This window comes from Micromonospora sp. NPDC049662 (assembly GCF_040675055.1).
Taxonomy (GTDB): domain Bacteria; phylum Actinomycetota; class Actinomycetes; order Mycobacteriales; family Micromonosporaceae; genus Micromonospora.
In genome coordinates this window covers 68,347-86,303 of the sequence record NZ_JBFAOC010000024.1, presented here as the reverse complement: position 1 = coordinate 86,303, position 17,957 = coordinate 68,347, and the positions used below count along the sequence as shown (strand labels likewise).

Sequence of the window (17,957 nt, the reverse complement as noted above, 5' to 3'; positions counted from 1 at the left end):
CCATGGGGCACGGCACAATCCGGTGGCCGAGGTCGCTGCGGATCGGCCGCCCGCGGGGATCAGCCACCCGGGCAGCCGGCCATTATGGCCTGGACGTCTGCCTGGCTGGACGCCCGTGCGAGCGCCCGTGCGTCGTCGATCAGCCCCGGCCAGTGGTCCACCAGGTTCCCGTTCCACTGGGCCGCGCCGATCCTGGTCATGCCGACGGCGTCCCAGCTGGCGCTGACCGCCGTCGCCGTCGACGGCACGCCGTTGACGTAGAGCCGCATCACGTGTGCGGTCGCGTCGTAGACGCCGGCCAGATGGGTCCAGACTCCCGAGCGGGCCGGACCGGTCGAGAACGCGACGACGTCCTCGGGGTTCGCCGAGTCGGCGGTGGGCAGGATGAACCACCACTTGTTGAGCCTCACGTTGTAACCGAGGTAGAAGCTGCTGGCGAGCAGGCCGTCCTGACTCATGGCGGCGAAGTCACCACCCGCGCCGTCGAGGCGGACCCAGGCCGCCACGGTGAAGCTCTGGTCGGTGCGCAGGACCGGACCGGGCGCGGTGGCCCCACCGGTGTGTCCGTCCAACTGGAGCGCGTTGGCGCACCGCCCGGTCGTCCAGCTCGCACCGCCGACGAGAGCGAGTGGGAAACCGTTGCCGGAGTCGTCGGAGGCGTTGACGCCGGTGCCGGCGTTCAGCGACCACCAGGCGCCGGGCCCCAGGATGGTGGCGTCCAACAGGTCCCGAATCTCCTCGGGCGCCGAGGTCCGGTCGATGATGCGGGCCTCGTCGACCGCGCCCGGCAACCAGTTGACCGGCCCACCGCCAGCCATGGCGCGGCCGATGACGGCCGGTCCGGTGGCGGTCCAGGTGCTGGTGTGTGTGACGGTGCCGACGAGTTCGCCGTTGACGTACAGCTTGATCTCGTGTTTGAGGCCGTCGTAGGTGGCAGCCAGGTGGGTCCAGGTCTGCGCCACCGGTGACTGGGTCGACCGGACGACGGTGCTGCCGCCGGGCCGGGTCGGACCGTCCTCCTTGCTCATGGCGAATTCCCAGCGTTGCGAGGTGGCGTCATAGCCCAGGCTGAACCCGCTTGCTGCCTCCCCGTCCTGGCTGACGGCGGTGGCCGGACGATCCAGGCGGTCGAGCTTGACCCAGGCCGCGACGGTGAAGCCGGTGTTGGTTCGGGCGACCGGTCCGGCGGTCCAGGCGGCCGCGCCGGCGGTACCGGGGAACGCCAGGGCGCTGCCCCGTTTGCCGGCCTTGGTGCTCACGCCGGACGCGACGAAGAGGGTGTGCCCGTTGCCGGTGGCGTCCCTGCGGGTGGCACCCGCCGCGATATCGTCCAGATCCCACGTTGCCCGCGCACCGTACGGGACGTCACTGGCCATCCACTCCCGAACCTGGTCGGCGCCGGTGGCGACGCCGACGGCGTGCACCTCGTCGAGGGCGCCCGGCCAGTACACGTCCCGGCCGCCGAGCCGACCCCGACCCAGGGCGAAGGATCCACGGGCGTCCCAGGTGGCTTCGTGCCCGGCCGTGGCCGCCAGTCGGCCGTTGACGTAGAGGGACAGTTGGCGCCGGTCGTGGTCGTACACCCCGGCGAGGTGAAGCCACACGCCGAGTTGCGGGGGCACCCGGTACGCGGCGACGTCGGACGGGACCGTGTCGGCCGCGCTGTCGGCGCGTTTCCTGCCGAAGATCCAACCCACGCCGGCCCGGTAGCCGAGGACGAATCCGCTGTCGACCTGACCGTCCTGGCTGACCGCTACGGCGGTGGCGTCCCGGTCCAGGCGCACCCAGGCGGCGACGCTGAAGCTGGCGTCGGTGTGCACGACCGGGTTCGCCGTGTACGCCTGCGCGGCGACGCCGTCGAGGGTCAGCGCGTCGGTGCCCTGCCTCCGGGTGGTCCAGCCGGTGGCGCCGATCCGGGCGAGGGTGTGCTGGCCGCTGGTGGCGTCGCTGTCGGTGCCGTCCAGCGGCCACCAGGCGGTCGGACCCCACCGGCCGAAGGCGCCAGTGATCTCGGCGACCCGACGGCTGGACGCGGCGTACGGATAGACGTGCAGGTCGTCGAGGAGGCCCTGCCAGCGCGACGGCGTGAATCCGTACCAGTTGCGGTAGCCGACGACGAACGGACCGGCGGCGTCCCAGGTGCTGCGGTGGGGCGCCTGCCCGGCGAGCCGTCCATCGACGTAGATGCGCAGTTCGCCGGCCTCGTGGTCGTAGACGCCGGCGAGGTGGGTCCAGACGGCGACCTGTGCCAGCGTGTTGGACAGCGCGACGTCCTCGGTGCCGGCCTCGGTGTCGCTGGTACGCATGACGAAGGCCCACCGGTTGGTCACGTCGTAGCGCAGCTCCATGCCGGCGAAATTCATCCCGGACTGGCTGACCGCGACCCGCCAGTCGGCGGAAGCGTCGAGCCGGACCCAGGCGGTGACGGTGAAGCTCGTGTTGGTGTGCACGACGGGCCCCGGCGTCTGTCCGCCGGTGCCGTCGGCACCGTCCAGCGCGATGGCGTCGCCGCCGGACTGGCCCTCCCGCCAGGAGTAGCCGCCGCGCAGGGTGATGGGGTTGGCGGTACGGGTGTCGGCCAGGACGCCGGTGTCGGTGCGGTCGACCGGCCAGCCCGCCGCCTCGACGGGCAGGCCGGTCGCGAGCACCGAGAAGTCGGTGTACTGACTCCGGTTGCCGGCCCGGTCCACCCCGTAGACCCGCAGGGTGTCCAGGGTCTTGACCGGGGTGACGGTGATCGTCGCCTGGCCGTCGACGGCGGGCACGGTGGTGGCCGACCTGTCCTTGAGGGCGTAGGCGAGGGCGACGACGTCCGGCATGGCCCGGGCGTCGAGGCGGAACTGTGCGGGCTGGTCGACCTTGAACGTCGTGGGGCAGGCACCGACGCAGACCCGGGTCACGGTCGGCTTGCCGGTCGGTGCGGTGGTGTCCACGACGAACCGGCACCACGGGCTGGCCGGACCGACGTCCACCACCCCTTCGAACTCGTTGTTGTAGGCCGACGCCCGCCACTCGTAGACACGATCCTGTTCGAGCGCGGTCGACACGGGTACGGCCACCTCCTGTCCGGAGGCGTGGGCGTCCGAGTCGGCAGAGGAGATCGAGGACGAGCCGGCCTCGCGCCATTCGAACCGGGTGAAGATCGACTGACCGGCGTCGGCGTCGAAGAGCCGGACCCGGAACTCCGGTCGGGGGGTGTCCACGTAGACCGGGGTGGTGGCCGAGCAGCCGGCGACGCGGGCGGTGCTGACCTGGGTGGGCGCCGCCGGCAGACTGTTGTACCAGACGTCGACGAACGGGTCGTTGTCGAACACCTTGCCGCCGTTCCCACCGCTCGACTCGTCCGACGCGATGGCGAGGGTGACCTGTGGCAGGTGTGCGGCAGCCGCCTCGGTGACCAACGGATGGAGATCGAACTCGACCGTCTCCAGCGTCTCGCAGTCCCCGGAGGGTGTCTTGACGGAACCGAGGTTGCGCAGCAACGCCGGCTTGGCGTCCCAGCTCCCGGTCGCCGCGATTGGTGCGCTGGTCCAGAGGAACACCGGCTCCGGGCTGCACGAGTAGCGCCACTTCTCCTTGAGCGTGAAGATCGCCTTCTTGATCTGCTTGTCGGCCAGGTAGCCGGTGTCCAGTTGGAAGTACGACCGGAACCGGTCCGTCGTCGAGTCCTCCGGATCACGGCCGACCCGGGCGTCGTAGGCGGAGTCCCACCAGCCGTAGTACGAGAGGTCCTGCTCCACCATGAGCCAGTGCTGCCGGTCGGCCGACTGCGGCGGGTCGAGATACACCGGGAAGGTGGTCCGTGGGTCGGTCAGCAGGCGTCGGTCGGGCACGATGGTGAGGGAGTCCCGCTCGACGCGCAGACCCATCCGGGCCCGCCGGTCACCGAGTGCCGGCTCCCGCTCGCGGGACACCACCGGTTCGGCCCGCCCGGCCCGCCCGGACACCCCGGTCGTGGCGGCTCGCCGCCGGGCACCGGAGGAGTCCCACATCCAGGCGGTTCCGAAGGTGACCGCGGGCGTACCGTCGGCGGTCACCGCCACGGCCGTGCCGGCCGGATCGGTGCGGACGGTGAGGCCGGCGGTCCGCAGCCCGAACCGGATCCGCGCCAACTCCGGTCGCCGGGCCGCCTCCGCCGTACGGACCACGAGTACCTCGGAGAAGCCGGCGGCGGTGGCGTGCATCAGCAGGTCCACGCCGGGGATGACGTCCGGGTAGCGGGCGGTGTCGGCGGTGAGCACCGGAGGGGGCAGCGGCTGGGGCCAGCTCAGCGCCAACTCCGCCCCGGTGGCGGTGCGCAGCACGGCGAGGTCCCCGGTACCCCCGCCGGACAGGGTCAGGTCGACGGTGGTGGCCCGGGGCGCCACCCGTCCGTCGGGCCGCCGGCCCAGGGTGGTGTCGATCGGCACCCACCCCGCTCCGGTGCGGGCGCGCACCGGGCGGGCGTGGATGCGGGCCGAGTAGGTGCCGTCGGGGTGGGCGAAGACCTCCCGGTTCGCCGATCCCGACGCCGTGTCCTCGACCGGCCGCCCGGTCTGCCGGGCCCGGGCCATGGCCGAGAGGTCCTGCCCGACACCGGGCGGCTCCGGTGGCCGGGACCGCGTCGTGGTCGAACCCGACGGTCCCACCAGCAGCGCCGCCCCCATCAGGGCCGCAGCCGCGGCGTACGCCAGTCGTCCCATCGTGTTCTCCCGTTCTGCGGTTCCCGGTCGGAGCGTGCGGGGTGGTCAGCCGAGGTAGTAGACGCCGCCGCTCGACGGCCAGCCACCGGCGGAGCGCCCCGTGCCTCCGACCGTGCCGCCGCCCGTGCCACCGTGCAGGAAACGCTGTATGTCGATGCTGTTGCGCGGCGGGCCACCGTCCGGTTCGTCGTCGTAGATCTCGGTCCGTACGTTCTCGTAGGGCCGTGGGCTGAGGCAGTCGTTCCAGCCCACGCAGTCGCGCTCCTGCCACTGGTAGACCACCCGGGGCGCCGGGTCCGGCCGTTGAGCGCAGGCGATCGCCGGCGCCGGATCACCGCTGTCGCAGGCGCTCCACCGGCTCTCCCGGATGTCCCGGCCGTAGTTGCGGGGATAGACCTCGAAGATCGGCAGGTCGATCACCCACGAGTCGGACTCCCGCACCGGTGCGGGCCCGTTGATCACCCCGGTGACGGAGCAGGTGCCGCCATGGCACTGTGGCCTCGGTACGGGCTTGCCGGTGCTCGACTGCGATGCCACCCGGACCGGGTCAGCGACGCCCAGTCGCTTGAACAGGCTGTCGTACGGTTCCGGGATCCGGACCCGGCGACCGTCCGGGTCGGTGAAGGTGGTCGGATTGTTGTTCGCGTACGCGTACCCGTTGACCTGCTGTGAGTCCTGGTGGTCGACCACCGGGTCGGCGGCGTCGAACCGACCGGTCCCGGGGTCGTAGTCGCGTGCGCCGAGGTGGGTCAGGCCGGTGAGCGGGTCGACGCCGCCGTCGAGGAAGCCCCGGCCGCCCGGCCAGTTCACCGGGCCACCGCGCGGGTCGCCGAACGGCAGCGTGTGACGGCGGGTCACCTGCTGCGTCGCCGCGTCGACCGCGAGTACGGCGGTGCCGCGCTGATCCGGTATCAGCCGCGTGACGCCGCCCTTGACCCGCAGCGCGATGGTCTCCCCGTCGTGCCGGTAGTACCGGTTCCCGGTCGTCGCCGCGCCGGAGCGGCGCAACTCGGTGTCGCCGAGATAGAGGGTGCTACCGCCCGCATCCCGGCGGATCAGCCGGTTGCCGTCCGCGTCGTAGATGTACGAGGTGGTCTGCCCGTTCGTGGTCACCGACGCGACGCGACCCTCCACGTCCCAGGTCAGCGACTGACCGGGCCGGCCGGTGGCGTTGCCGGCGGCGTCGTAGCCGTACCCGTCGGAGCGGTTGCCCGTCGGGCCGGTCGTATCGACGGTCCGTAGGGTGTGCGGCTGCGCCCCAGCCGGCGCGGGGTAGGTGTAGGTGCGGGTGACGTCGCCCGCCGCGGCGTGCCGCACGTCCCTGGTCCGGTTGCCGGTCGGGTCGTAGGCGTAGGACTGCCAGTAGGGCGCCGGGCCGGCCAGGTCACCGGTCGCCGGGTCGGCGGTGCAGTCGCCGGAACCCGCCCACGCCTCGGTCAACCGGCGCAACCGGTCGTAGCGGAAGCACTGGTCATCGCCGGTGGCCAGATCCGCTGCCCGGGTCAGGTCGCCCGCCGGGTCGTACTCGTGCACCGTGGCGGCCAGCAGGTCCTCGCCCAGCACCACAGTGGACTGGGTGAGGGCCCGGGTGCCGTCCTGGTAGCCGAAGCCGCGCACCACCTGCTGACCCGCCGGGCCGAGCGTCGACTCCTCGGGCTCGCCGAGGTTGGTGTAGCTGGTGCCGGCCACGTAGCTGTCCAGCGGCGAGGTCAGACTCGTCGGGAAGCCCAGGTTGTCGTAGCCCTGGCGCAGGGTCTCAGCCGGCAGGTCCCCGGCGGCCGGCAACCCGGTGGAGGTGACCTGGTCGCCCTCGTTGTAGGTGTAGGTGGTGGGGTAGGTGCCGGCCAGCCCGGTCTCCGTGGCGGGGATCACCACCGCGGTCGCGGTCCGTCGGCCCCGCAGGTCGTACTCGACAACCCGGGTTTCGTACCGCTGACCGGCCACGTAGCGGACCGCCGAGGCCGGCAGTCCCTTGCCGAGCGTCGCGGTGTCGTACGTCCACTCGGCCAGTTGGGGGCCGTCGGTCGAACCGGTGTACGCGCCGGTGCGGCGACCCAACGGGTCGTAGCGGTACGCCACCGTCTGGCCCCGACCGTCGCGGACGCTGGTCACCTGACCCCGCGCGTCGTAACCGGTGAGCGTCGTACCGGTGTCCGGGGCTTCCTCGCGCACCCGCCGGCCGCTCAGGTCGTAGCCGTAGCGCCACACGTTGCCGGCCGGGTCGGTGACCGTCGCCAGTTGGCCGCCCTTGGCGTACTGGTAGAGGGTCTCGTCGAAACCGCCGGTCGGGGTCGGTCCGGCGTACTGCCGCAGTGCCGACCGCCGGCCGTGGGCGTCGAGGACCTCGGTGGTGGCGGTACCACCGGCCGGCGGTGTGGTGGAGATCCGGTCTCCGCCGTACGCCGTCGTGGTGCGCCACCGGTCCGGGTCCTCGCCGAGGACCTGGAGCGCTGTGGAGGTCGGCCGGTCCGCGCCGTCGTAGCCGTACACCGTCTGCGCCGTCACCAGTTGCGGATCGGGTGCCAGCGCTCCGTTGACGGGGCCGGGGTCGTGCCGGGGTCCGACGACCACGGCGACCCGACCGTGCGGGTCGTACTGGGTGTCGGTGACGATCCGCCCGCCCCGGGGCGAGTCCCGCTGCGTCTGGCGTTGCCGCAGGAGCCCGTCGAAGATCTCGTAGCTGTTCTGGTAGCTCGACCCGCCGAGCAGGGTACGGGTCAGCACGGCGCTCGGCCCGTCGCTGCGCACCGTGTAGCTGAACTCGACGTTCGCCGGCGCGCTCAGCGACCGTCCCGGCCGCCACACCCGTGTGATCCGGCCCAGGGGGTCGTACGCCCGGGTGGTGGTGCCCCCGTTGGTGTCGGTCGTGCTGGCCTGCACACCGCGCAGCGGCTCGTACTCCGTCGTGGTCGTGAAGCCGAGGGCGTCGGTGACCACCGTACGGGTCAACGGTCCGCCTTCGGACGGGGTGTACGTCGTGCGGGTGGGTTCGTCGAGCGCGTCGTACACCAGCTTGGGCCGGCCATGCTGGTCGAGCGTGCGCCGGCTGGTGGTGACGTACGTGGGACCCCCGGTCCCGGTCTGCGCCTCCTCGACCCGGGTGACGTCACCCGCGGTCGGTGGGGCGCCCCACGTCGTGTTGCCGTCGTGGTAGTAGCGCTTCTCGGCGACCAGGTCGGTCGGGTACGCCCCGGCCGCGTCGCAGGCCACGCCGAGGGTCAGCTCCCGCTTGACCGCGCTGACGACCCAGTCGGTGGTGTTCTCGGCGTACTCGACCCGGGAGCAGGTGTCGTCACCCGGCTCCGCCACGTCACCCCGGTCGTGCGTCTCGATTAGGCGGCCCCGGGCGTCGTACGTGTAGGCCCGCTCGGTGGTTCGGACACCGCCGCCGGCCAGTGCCGTCTCGACGCGTTCCCATTCCAGGTCGGTCAGGTGGGCCTCCAGCGTTCCCCCGGTCCCGCCGACGCGGGGACGCTGGGCGGTGATCCCGAGGTCGCGGGGCTCGGCGACGGTACGGCTGACGAGCGCACCACCGTCGCCATCGAAGACGGTGACGGACCGGTTGAAGCCCCGCCACATCGGTAGGTCCGGCTCACCATCGACACCCACCTGATCGGGCTGGCCGGTGCGGTTGACGTCCCCGTCCATGCCCCGCATGAACAGGTGCTCGGTCAGCGTGCGCCGACCGCCCGCCGCGCCGGTGCGGACCTTCACCCGCTGGTAGCCGCGCCACTGTCCCCAGCTCTTGCGTCCGGCCGGCACCAGTTCGGCGTCGTCGTGATGCCAGCCGGACCCGCCGAACACGTACTCGTAGGAGGTGGTCTTCGGTGGGTTGCCGCCGACCAGGTCGGACTCGGTCACCTGACTCACGACGTACTTGTGGAACCAGTCCTCGGTCGGCGTGGTCCCCCAGATCGCCGGGAAGCACCGCTTCTCATTGCTGTCGACGGCGGGCACGGTCCCGGCCCGACACTCGGTCGGCTGGTACGCGACCTGGATCAGCCCGCCGGTCTCGGTGTAGATGGAACTGATCCGCCGCTTGTACATGGCCGGTCGGGTGTCGGCCCGGTCCACCCGGTTCTCCGCCGGCTGCCCGTCGAAGGTCACCGCCGGCAGGGTGGCGGTCCCGCCGACCAGGCCCGCCCGGGTGATCGAGTCGAGCCACAGCGCCGCCGGCTGCCGGTCCGCGGGCACCGGGTACGACTGGCCGAAGGTCCAGGAGTCCGCGTCCCGGGCCGCGCCACCGGTGACCACCTGAGTCGTGATCTTCGAGAGTCGCCTGGTGGACCAGAAGGTCGGTGACAGCACCAGGCACCCGGTCGTGTCGCACCACTGGTCCCACGGCGTGTCCGGCCAATTCTGCGGCTGGGAACGGACGCAACTGGTGCCCGGAACGCACCGGTCGGCCGGAGTGAACACCACCCGGGCCGCGGGCTGCGCGGTGTAGACGGAACCAATCCGCTGCCCGTAGTCGATCCGGGTCGGTTGCCCGCCCCGCACGTACGGGGTGGGCAGGTCCGTCCGCCCCGCGCGGCCGTAGTGGTTGGTCTCCGGGGCGTACCAGTACGACATCACGTCGTTGTGGCGGTCCACGACGAAGTCCAGGTTCCACCGGTACGCCTGCTGGCACCAGGACGCCTCGAAGGTGGCGCCGTGACAGGGCTCGCCGGTGCCGTTGCCAAAGACGGGGACGGTCCAGGTGGACCCGGTGGTCGGGCTGCTCGCGCTGCCCTCCGGAAGCCGCTCCCGACCGAAGTAGTACAGGGTGCCCTCGGGTGAGGCCAGCCGCCAGTACTCGCCGTCGCGGGCGCCGTTCGGCGCTCCGCCGAGTCGGTCGACCCGCCAGCCGTCGTCCTGCTCAGCCCGCCACAGATCTTTGCCCGCGTCGTAGACCAGCTCACTGGTGAGGCCCGGCAGCACCACCGTGGCGTTGTCCGTCGCCCAGCACAGGTCGCCGCTGGTCGTGGGCCCGCCGTCGTCGCCGCACCGGACGTACGACCGCTCGATGAAGCCGGGCTGGTAGTCGAACCCCTCACCGAGCCAGGACGGCTGGTTGTTGGTGGACGCGACCCGCCCGTCGACCGAACCCGACGAGTAACGCAACGCGATTTCCGGCGTCGGGCCGGGCACGTTCGGCGTGCTCACTGGATAGGACCAGCTGAAGTCGCCGCTCTGCAGGCCTACCTGCCAGGTGGCGGACGGGGCCAGCGAGGTGGGGCGGAAACTGCCGGCGCTGCCTTCGGGGGCGGCGGTCACGGCGTAGAGTCCGTCGCCGACCTCGGCGCGCAGCAGGCCGCTGTCGACCGCGTTGCGGCTCGGCACCGCCGTGCCGGTCCGGCACCCCTTCGCGGCCGGGGTCGTCAAGGCGCAGTCGGGCAGCCGGACCAGCCCGAGGCGGCTGGCGTAGTCACCGCCGTACGCCTGCCGAAAGCCCGAGTAGTCGACCTCGACCGTGGTCTGCCGGGCCACCTTGTCGGTGTGGCCGATCCGCAGCACCATCCCCCGCGCGCCGACCCGGGCGGTGGTGGCGCGGTCGAAGACCTCCACCCGCGCCGTGCCCGGGTCGGTGGCCGCCCCGGCGACCACCGTCGACGCGCCCACCTTCACCGGCAGCGCGCCGGCCCGCACCAACGCCGACGCGTCGGCGCGCGCCAGCCCGCCGACCTCACGCGGCACCGGCACCTCGGCGATGCCGGCTGCAGGCCAGACCACCTCGGGTGCCTTACGCAGGGCGACCTTCGCCTCCGGGTCCGCCCCGCGCGGCTGGGCCAGCACCCGCTGCGCCGGCTTCCCCGACCAACCCTTGCCCTCCGCCGACCCAGCGGCCGGAGCAGCCAGCCCTGGCGGCGCCGAGGCCACCACCGTCGCGACAACCACCGCCACAACCAACAACCAACAATTTCGTACGCGCACCAGGACCTCCCGGGACATCTGGTCGTCATTCGAATAGGAACGCGATGCCGATCAGCTGCAGGCGGCCCCACCGGTTCCGGCGCAGCCGATCCCAGCGAGAATTCCCAGTCCGATTCCCAGCAATGAGATGACGACCGTCTTTATCACGCCCTCGTCCGGTCGAACACGTGGCGGCTCGAACTTGGTCTGGGGTGTTGCCGTCGGCGCAGGTGTCGGCGATGCCTTGGGTTTGGCCGTTCGCGAATTATTGGAGTTTCCGTAATTGCGGGAGCCCGTGTTTTTCTGATGTTCCTTGATCTTTTTCGCTAGGTCGAAGTTCCGGTCTTTCCGCGCCTGCTTGTACATCTCATCCAGCTCCGCAGCATTCTTGCCTTGGAGGAAGGAGTGTTTACCGTCGCGTTTTCCACGTTGGCCCCCGGTGAGACACGCACAAGGGCGACCGTCGTCGGATTTCTCCTTCTTCTTAGCCGTCTTCGGCTTGACCTTGCCGCGCTTGTCGCGATCGTCGAGTTGCTTGTCCTTGGCCAGCAGTCGGTCCCGCGCCGACTTCGGCCCGGCCGCCGGCCGGCGCACGGCCTTGGCCTTGGGCTTCGGCTTGGGCTTGGGCTTCTTGACGTACTTCTTGCCGTTGTAGCGGTGCGTCTTGTTGAACTGGGTGCAGCCCTTACCGGTGCCGCAGTCGGGTCGCAGCCCATCCGGGTCGGAGTAGGTGACCGGGCTGTTGTTCGCGTACGCGTAGCCCTGCATCTGCTGCGGGTCGGACTCGTCGATCACCGGATCGACGGAGAGGAACCGGCCGGTCTCCTGGTCGTACTCGCGGGCGCCGATCCGCACCAGGCCGACCCCGGCGTCCACGGTGCCGCCGACGAAGCCCCGCTGACCGGGCCAGGTGCTCGCCGCGGAGCCACGGCTTCCGCCGTACGGCAGGCTGTAGCGCCGGGTCGGGGTCAGGGTGACCGCGTCCACCGCCACCCCGGCGGTGCCGTTGTGGTCGTCCACCAACCAGCTGAGCCGGTTGTCCGCGGTCCGTACGGCGATCACGTCGCCGTCGTGGCCGTAGTAGCGGGTGCCGAGGGCGCCGCCACCGGCCGCCGGGCGGAACAGCTCGGCGTTGCCCAGGAAGTACGTGGTGCCGGTGGCGTCGCGGCGCAGCACCCGGTTGCCGTCGGCGTCGTACCCGAAGGAGGTTGTCCGGCCGCCCTCGGCGATCGCCGTCAGGTTGCCCTCGGTGTCCCAGGTCAGGGTCTGGTCCTTGCCGGCCACCGCCCGGGTGGTGGTGTTGCCGTCCGGGTCGTAGCCGAAGGTGTCGGTCCGGTTGCCGGCCGGCCCGGTGGTGGTGACCGACCGCAGGGTGTGCGGCTGGGCGGTGCCGGCGGCCGGATAGTCGTACGTCCGGCGGGTGTCGCCGACGGCGTCGTGGCGGACCTCCTCGGTGCGGTTGCCGACCTTGTCGAACCGGTACGACTGCCAGTAGGCGGCCGGCCCGCCGAGGACGGAGAGGCTGGGGTTGGCGGCGCACTCGTCGGTGGCGGTCCACGCCTCGGTGAGCCGGCGCAGGTAGTCGGTGCGGAAGCACTGGGTGTCGCCGACCGCGGCATCGGCGATGGAGGTGACGTTGCCGGCGTCGTCGTAGCGGTAGCTGACGTCGCTGACCATGGTGGCGTCCTCGGTGCCCACGCCGATTGCCTGCGCGGTGCTCAGCCGGCGGCTGCCGGTCTCGTAGCCGAAGGTCCGCAGCAGCACCGCCTCCGGGCCGCCGAGCTGGTACGACTCGACGTCACCCAGCGGGTCGTACGCGGTGTCGTTGACGTAGGTGACGCTGCCGCCGGACGCGGTCCGCGAGGTCATCGTGGCCGGCAGACCGAGGGAGTTGTAGGTGTAGGTGACCGTCTCGCCACCGAGGCTGCCGACGGCCGGCAGGCTGGCGGAGGTGACCGCCCCCGCCGCGTTGTAACTGAACGTGCTGGCGTACCGCTCGGTCTGCCCGGCCGTGGCGGCCGGGACCGTGACGGCGGTTCCGGTCGGCCGACCCGCCGGGTCGTAGCCCAGGGTCTCCGACCGGTACGTGTCGCCGCCCGCGTACCGGGTGGCCGCGGTGGGCAACCCGATACCGCCGGGCAGCGTGTCGTAGGTCCAGTCGGCCAGCTTCGTGCCGTCCGGGGAACCGTCGTACCGGCCGGTGGGGCGGCCGAGCGGGTCGTAGGTGCTGGCGACGGTGTGCCCGCGGGCGTCGGTGGCGCTGGTCAGCTGGTCCTCGTCGTCGAAGCGGGAGGTCGAGGTACCGGTATCCGGGTCCTCGGTGTGGATCCGGCGGCCGCGCAGGTCGTAGGAGTAACGCCAGACGTTGCCGGCCGGGTCGGTGACGGTGGCCAGCTCACCGCCCCTGGTGTACGTGTACCGGGTCTCGTCGTAGGCGCCGGTGGGTGACCCGCCGGTGTACTGCCGCAGGGCGGTGACCCGGTCGTCGGCGTCGACGACCGTCGTCGTGGCGGTGCCGCCGTCGGGCGGGTCCACCGACGTCCAGTTGCCGCCGTACGCGGTGCCGGTGCGCCACTGCTCGACGCCGTGGGACAGGAAGATCTCCACCGTCTCCCGGTCCGCTCCGTCGTAGCCGTACCGGGTCTCGCCGGGCACGCTGCCGGTCGGCCGGAACAGTTCCGGGACCGGGTCGCGACTGGCCTCCCAGTAGTCGTCGTAGGTGCGGTCGACACGGCCGTGGCCGTCGTGGAACGTGTCGGTGATGATCCGGCCGCCGGCGGGGGAAGCCGTCTGGGTCTGCCGGGGACGCAGGAAGCCGTCGTAGAGGGTGTACGCGGATCGGTAACCGCCGCCGGCGTCCCCGGTCAGGGTCTCGGCGCGGGTGGCGCTGGTCCCGTCGGCGCGGACGACGTACTCGAAGCGACTGTTGGGGCTCTGGGTGTCCTTGGCCCGGCCGGGCAGCCACACCTGGCGCAACCGGCCCAGGGCGTCGTACGTCAGGTCGGTCCGTCGCCCGTTGGCATCCACGGTGCTGACCGGGCTACCCAGCAGCGGGTCCAGGGTGCTCGTGGTGGTGTGGCCCAGGGCGTTGGTGGTGCTGACCTGGGTGGTCGGCCCGCCCAGTGCCGGCGTGTACGCGGTCTTGCTGCGGCGGCCCAACGCGTCGACCACGGCGGTGGGCCGGCCGTGCCCGTCGACCTCGGTCGAGCCGGCGGTGACGTAGACCGGGCCGCCGGACCAGGAGCCGGCCTCCTCGCTGCGGGTCTCGTCGCCAGCGGTCGGCGGCGCACCCCAGCCCAACTGGCCGTCGTAGTAGCCGCGTTCGTCGGAGATGAGATCGTCCGGGTACGCCGGGGTGGTGGAGCAGCCCACGGCCACCGTCTCGGTCCGGGACACCGTGTCGGTGATCCACGCCTTCAGGTTGCGGGTGTACCAGGTACGGGTGCAGGTGTCGTCGCCCGGATCGGCCAGGTCGCCCTTGTCCTCGACCCGGGTCATCCCGGCGTAGTCGGGGTCGTAGCCGTAGTTGGTCTCGGTGGTACGGGTCGAGCCGTCACTGAGCGCGGTGAGGATCCGCTCGGTGGTGCCGGTCACCAGGTACGCGGTGAGCGGTTGCATCCCCGTACGCTCCCGGGTGGCCGTGGCCCGTACGCCGGTCAGCGCGGAGACCCTGCGCTGCAACCAGGGACCACCGTCGCCGTCGTACGTGGTGACCACCCGGTTCAAGCCACTCCACTGCGGATCGTCGGGCACACCGTCCACCTGGACGCCCTGGTCCGGCGGACCGGACTTGTTGACGTCGCCGTTCATGCCGCGCATGAAGACGTATTCGGTCAGGGAACGTTGACCACCGGTGGCCCCGGTGCGTACCCGCACGGTGCGGTAACCGCGCCACTGCCCCCAGGTCTTGCGGCCGGTCGGGACCAGTTCGGCGTCGTCGTGGTGCCAGGCGTGCCCGCCGATGTCGTACTCGTAAGAGGTGATCTCCGGCGGGTTGCCACCCACCAGGTCCTCCTCGGTCACCTGGCTGACGGCATACTTGTGGAACCACTCCAGCCGGGTGGCGGACCCGATGCCCCAGTACACCGGGAAACAGCGCCGGTTGTTGTCGTCCTCGGCCGGCAGGCCCCCGGGCCGGCACTGCACCGGCGCGTACGCCACCGAGATCTGGCCACCTGTCTCGGTGTGCACGGCGCTGATCCGGCGTTTGTACAGCGCCTGCACGGTGTCAGCGGTGTCCACCCGGTTCGGCCAGGTCTGCCCGTCGAAGGTGACCGGCGGCAGCGTGGTGGTGCCACCGACGTGACCGGACTGCCGGATCGCGTCCAGCCACAGCGGCGGGCTGGTCTGGTCCTGTGGCCGGGGGTACGACTGGGTGAGCTGCCAGGAGCTGACGTCGCGGTAGGCGCCGGCGGTGTACACCTGCGTGGTGACCCGGTCGAGGCGTTTGGTGGACCAGAACGTGGGGGCGAAGACCTGGCACGTCCCGGTCGACGTGCAGGCCTGGTCGAGTGGGGTGTCCGGCCAGTTCTGCGGCTGGGAGGTGACGCAGCTGCTCCCCGGGATGCAACGGTCGGCCGGGGCGAACACCACGCGGGCGGCGGCCGGCACGGTGAACAGGGTGTCCGCGCGCTGGCCGTACTCGATGCGGTCGAGCTGGCCGCCCCGGACGTAGGGGGTCGGCGCGGTGGCGGTGGCGTTGCGGCCGTAGTGGTTGGTCTCGGGGCGGTAGTAGTAGGACATGGCGTCGCCGTGCGGGTCGACGACGTAGTCGAGGTTCCAGCGGTACGCCTGCTGACACCAGGCGTCAGCGGGGGTGCCCCGGTAGCACCAGGCCCCGGGCTCCTTGCCGAAGACCGGCACCGTCCAGGTCGAGTTCGTCTCGGCCCGGCCGGCGGCCCAACCCGGTAGCCGGTTGAGGCCGAAGTAGTACTGGGTGCCGTCGGGTGCGGTGAGTCGCCAGTGTTCGCCCTTGTCGCCGTCGCGGCTGTCGGTCCTGTCGTCGCCGTCGTCGCCGTTGACGGCGCCGGTCAACCGCTCCACCCGCCAGCCGTCGTCGTCGGCCATCCGCCAGGTGCGGCTGGTGTCGTCCAGGACCAGCTCGCCGGCCGCGCCGGGCAGCGACACGATCGCGTTGTCACTGCCCCAGCAGAGGTCTCCCACCGGCGAGGCGGGCTCGGTCGAGCAGGGCTTGTAGGAGCGCTCGATGAAGCCGGACTGAAGTTCGAAGCCCTCGCCCACCCAGGACGGCTGGTTGTTGTTGGCGGCCACCCGCCCGTCGATAGAACCGGACGAGTAGTTCAAGGCTAGGTCGGGCTCGACGCCGGGGACCTCCGGCGTGTCGATCGGGTACGACCAGGTGAAGTCTCCGGACTGGAGGCCGACCTCCCAGGTGGCTGTCGGTGAGAGCGAGGTGGCCTGGTAGCTGCCGGCGCCGCCGGACGGCCCGGCGGTGAGCGCGTACAAGCCGTCGGGCACCCGGGCCTCGACCCGACCGGTGGCCGGCTGATTGCGACTGGAAACCGCCGTGCCGGTGCGGCAACCGGGGGCGGCCGGCGTGGTGGCCGCGCACTCGGGCATCCGGACCAGCCGCAGCCGGGAGCCGTAGTCACCGCCGTAGGCGGTACGAAAGCCGGAGTAGTCGATGCTCACCTGCGTCCGGGCCGTGTCGTCCCGGCGGGAGAGTCGGATGAGCAGGCCGGTCAACCCGGCCGCTCGGACGGCGTCCTGGCCGAGAAGCTCGACGCGCACCGTGCCGGCCCCGGTGGGCGATCCGACCCACAGAGGTAGCGCACCGGCCCGGGCGAGGGAGATCTCCGGCTCGCTCGACATCGGCCGGACGGCGGCGGCGACGGGTACGTCCACGGCGGCGGCGGACGGCCACTCAGCGCGGGCCGCCTTACGCAGCGCGGCCTGCTCCTCCAGGTCGACAGCACGCGGGCGGGCCGGTGCCGACGTCCCCTTGACCGGCGCGACCGGGTTCTTGGCAGCGGGGGAGCGGGGGCGGCCGGCGGCGGGCCCGGCCTGTGCGGGCGCCGCCCCGGCCAAACTGATGACCAGCGCCAGGACGAGAGCGCCGGCCAGCGAGCCACGACCGGCGCGTATCCAGCCGATCCGACGGGTACCTGGTATGGGCATCCTGTTCCCCCCGCGTGAAGTGGTGACTGCGAACAAGCCGGTTGCCCCGCACGCGCCGGATCGGCCATCCGACTAGGACACTGGGCGTCGGACGTCGCCGTGGGCAACGGATCCGGCGCGTTCGGGACAGTCCCGAACGGGCCCGCACGGCGAGCGTCAGATGACTAGGATCGTTAACCTCGATCGAGTCCGATCGACGCATGGGGGAGTCGAATGTCCGAAGCCGGAACGCAGCCGCCGAACCCCGACGAGGCGACGAACCCGGCCGAGTTCGTGACGGCGCTGCGGGCCCTGCGGGAATGGTCCGGCCTCACGTACCGGGAACTCGCGGCCAAGGCCGACGCCTCAGGGGACGCCCTGCCGTCGAGCACGATCGCGTCGGCTCTGAGCCGTACGACCCTGCCCCGGCAACAGGTGGTGCAGTCCTTTGCGAGAGCCTGCGGACTCGGCGACGCCGCCGCGGCCCGCTGGGTCGCGGTCCGTAACCGGCTTGCCGTCGGGCCGATCTCGAGCGGTTCTCCGGATCCCGTCGAGGAGGCCGAGGTGGCCACGGCGGAACCGGTCGCGCCGCCCGCGCCGGCTGCTCGGCCGCCACGGTCGAGGAGGGCAATCGTGGTGATCGCCGCCCTCGCCGCCGTGATCGGCTCGGGCACGGCGTTGGCCTGGAAGGGCGCCCTCGGCTCAGACGGCTCGAACGGCTCGGGTGGCCGTGCCGTGGAATCCTCCAGGGCTTCCACGCCCGCGACTGCCGCCCTGCCCGATGGCTGGTACCTGATCCAACCCGCGCACGTGCGGGATCGTGACCTGTGCCTGGGCGAGGGGCGGGAGCGTAACGGCCGTACCGACCGGCCGCTGGCGGTGCAACGGGCGTGCGACCGGATCTCCCCGGACACCTTCCTCAAGGCGGTCGGTGTCGGGGTCTACGAGATCGAATGGCACCATCCGAAGGAGGGCGCGGGCTGTCTGACCGTCGACGAGGCGCTGACGGGGGACGGCGCGTTGCTGGCGCCGGACAACTGCACCGGTGCCGCCCACCAGCGGTACCTGTTGGAGGCCACAAACGTGCCGGTGCCCGGCGGCTATCGGCTACGCCCGATCCACAGTGGTCTCTGCGTCGGGGCACTCGGGGGCCCGGCCGATGTGAACCCCGGCGCCGAGGCGATGCAGGCGAACTGCACCGGGGCCCTGGACCAGGAATTTCTGTTCGTCGCGACGAAACAGGCAGGCCGATCGTCCTGAATCACT

General features: G+C 71.8%; 4 protein-coding genes. 1 reads left to right on the top strand and 3 read right to left on the bottom strand.

Translation table 11 applies throughout. The features are described from left to right. Positions 1-59: 59 nt before the first annotated feature. From AB0J36_RS19495 to AB0J36_RS19485, 3 genes are read right to left on the bottom strand one after another with little or no spacing between them, the layout of a single operon-like run. Positions 60-4,682, bottom strand: coding sequence for a LamG domain-containing protein (locus AB0J36_RS19495; protein ID WP_363660952.1), 4,623 nt, complete (start codon positions 4,680-4,682; stop codon positions 60-62). 45 nt (positions 4,683-4,727) lie between these two features. Continuing rightward, on the bottom strand, positions 4,728-10,613 hold the full coding sequence (locus AB0J36_RS19490; protein WP_363660951.1) for an RHS repeat-associated core domain-containing protein: 5,886 nt from the start codon (positions 10,611-10,613) through the stop codon (positions 4,728-4,730). Between the two features lie 33 nt (positions 10,614-10,646). Beyond that, positions 10,647-16,712 carry an RHS repeat-associated core domain-containing protein gene (locus AB0J36_RS19485; RefSeq protein ID WP_363660950.1) on the bottom strand — a complete coding sequence of 2,022 codons (6,066 nt, stop codon included), beginning with the start codon at positions 16,710-16,712 and terminating at the stop codon, positions 10,647-10,649. Positions 16,713-16,925: 213 nt separating this feature from the next. Between AB0J36_RS19485 and AB0J36_RS19480 the strand changes: the two genes are divergently transcribed. Then, complete coding sequence (locus AB0J36_RS19480; RefSeq protein WP_363660949.1) at positions 16,926-17,951, top strand: XRE family transcriptional regulator; 1,026 nt, start codon at positions 16,926-16,928, stop codon at positions 17,949-17,951. Positions 17,952-17,957: the final 6 nt, after the last annotated feature.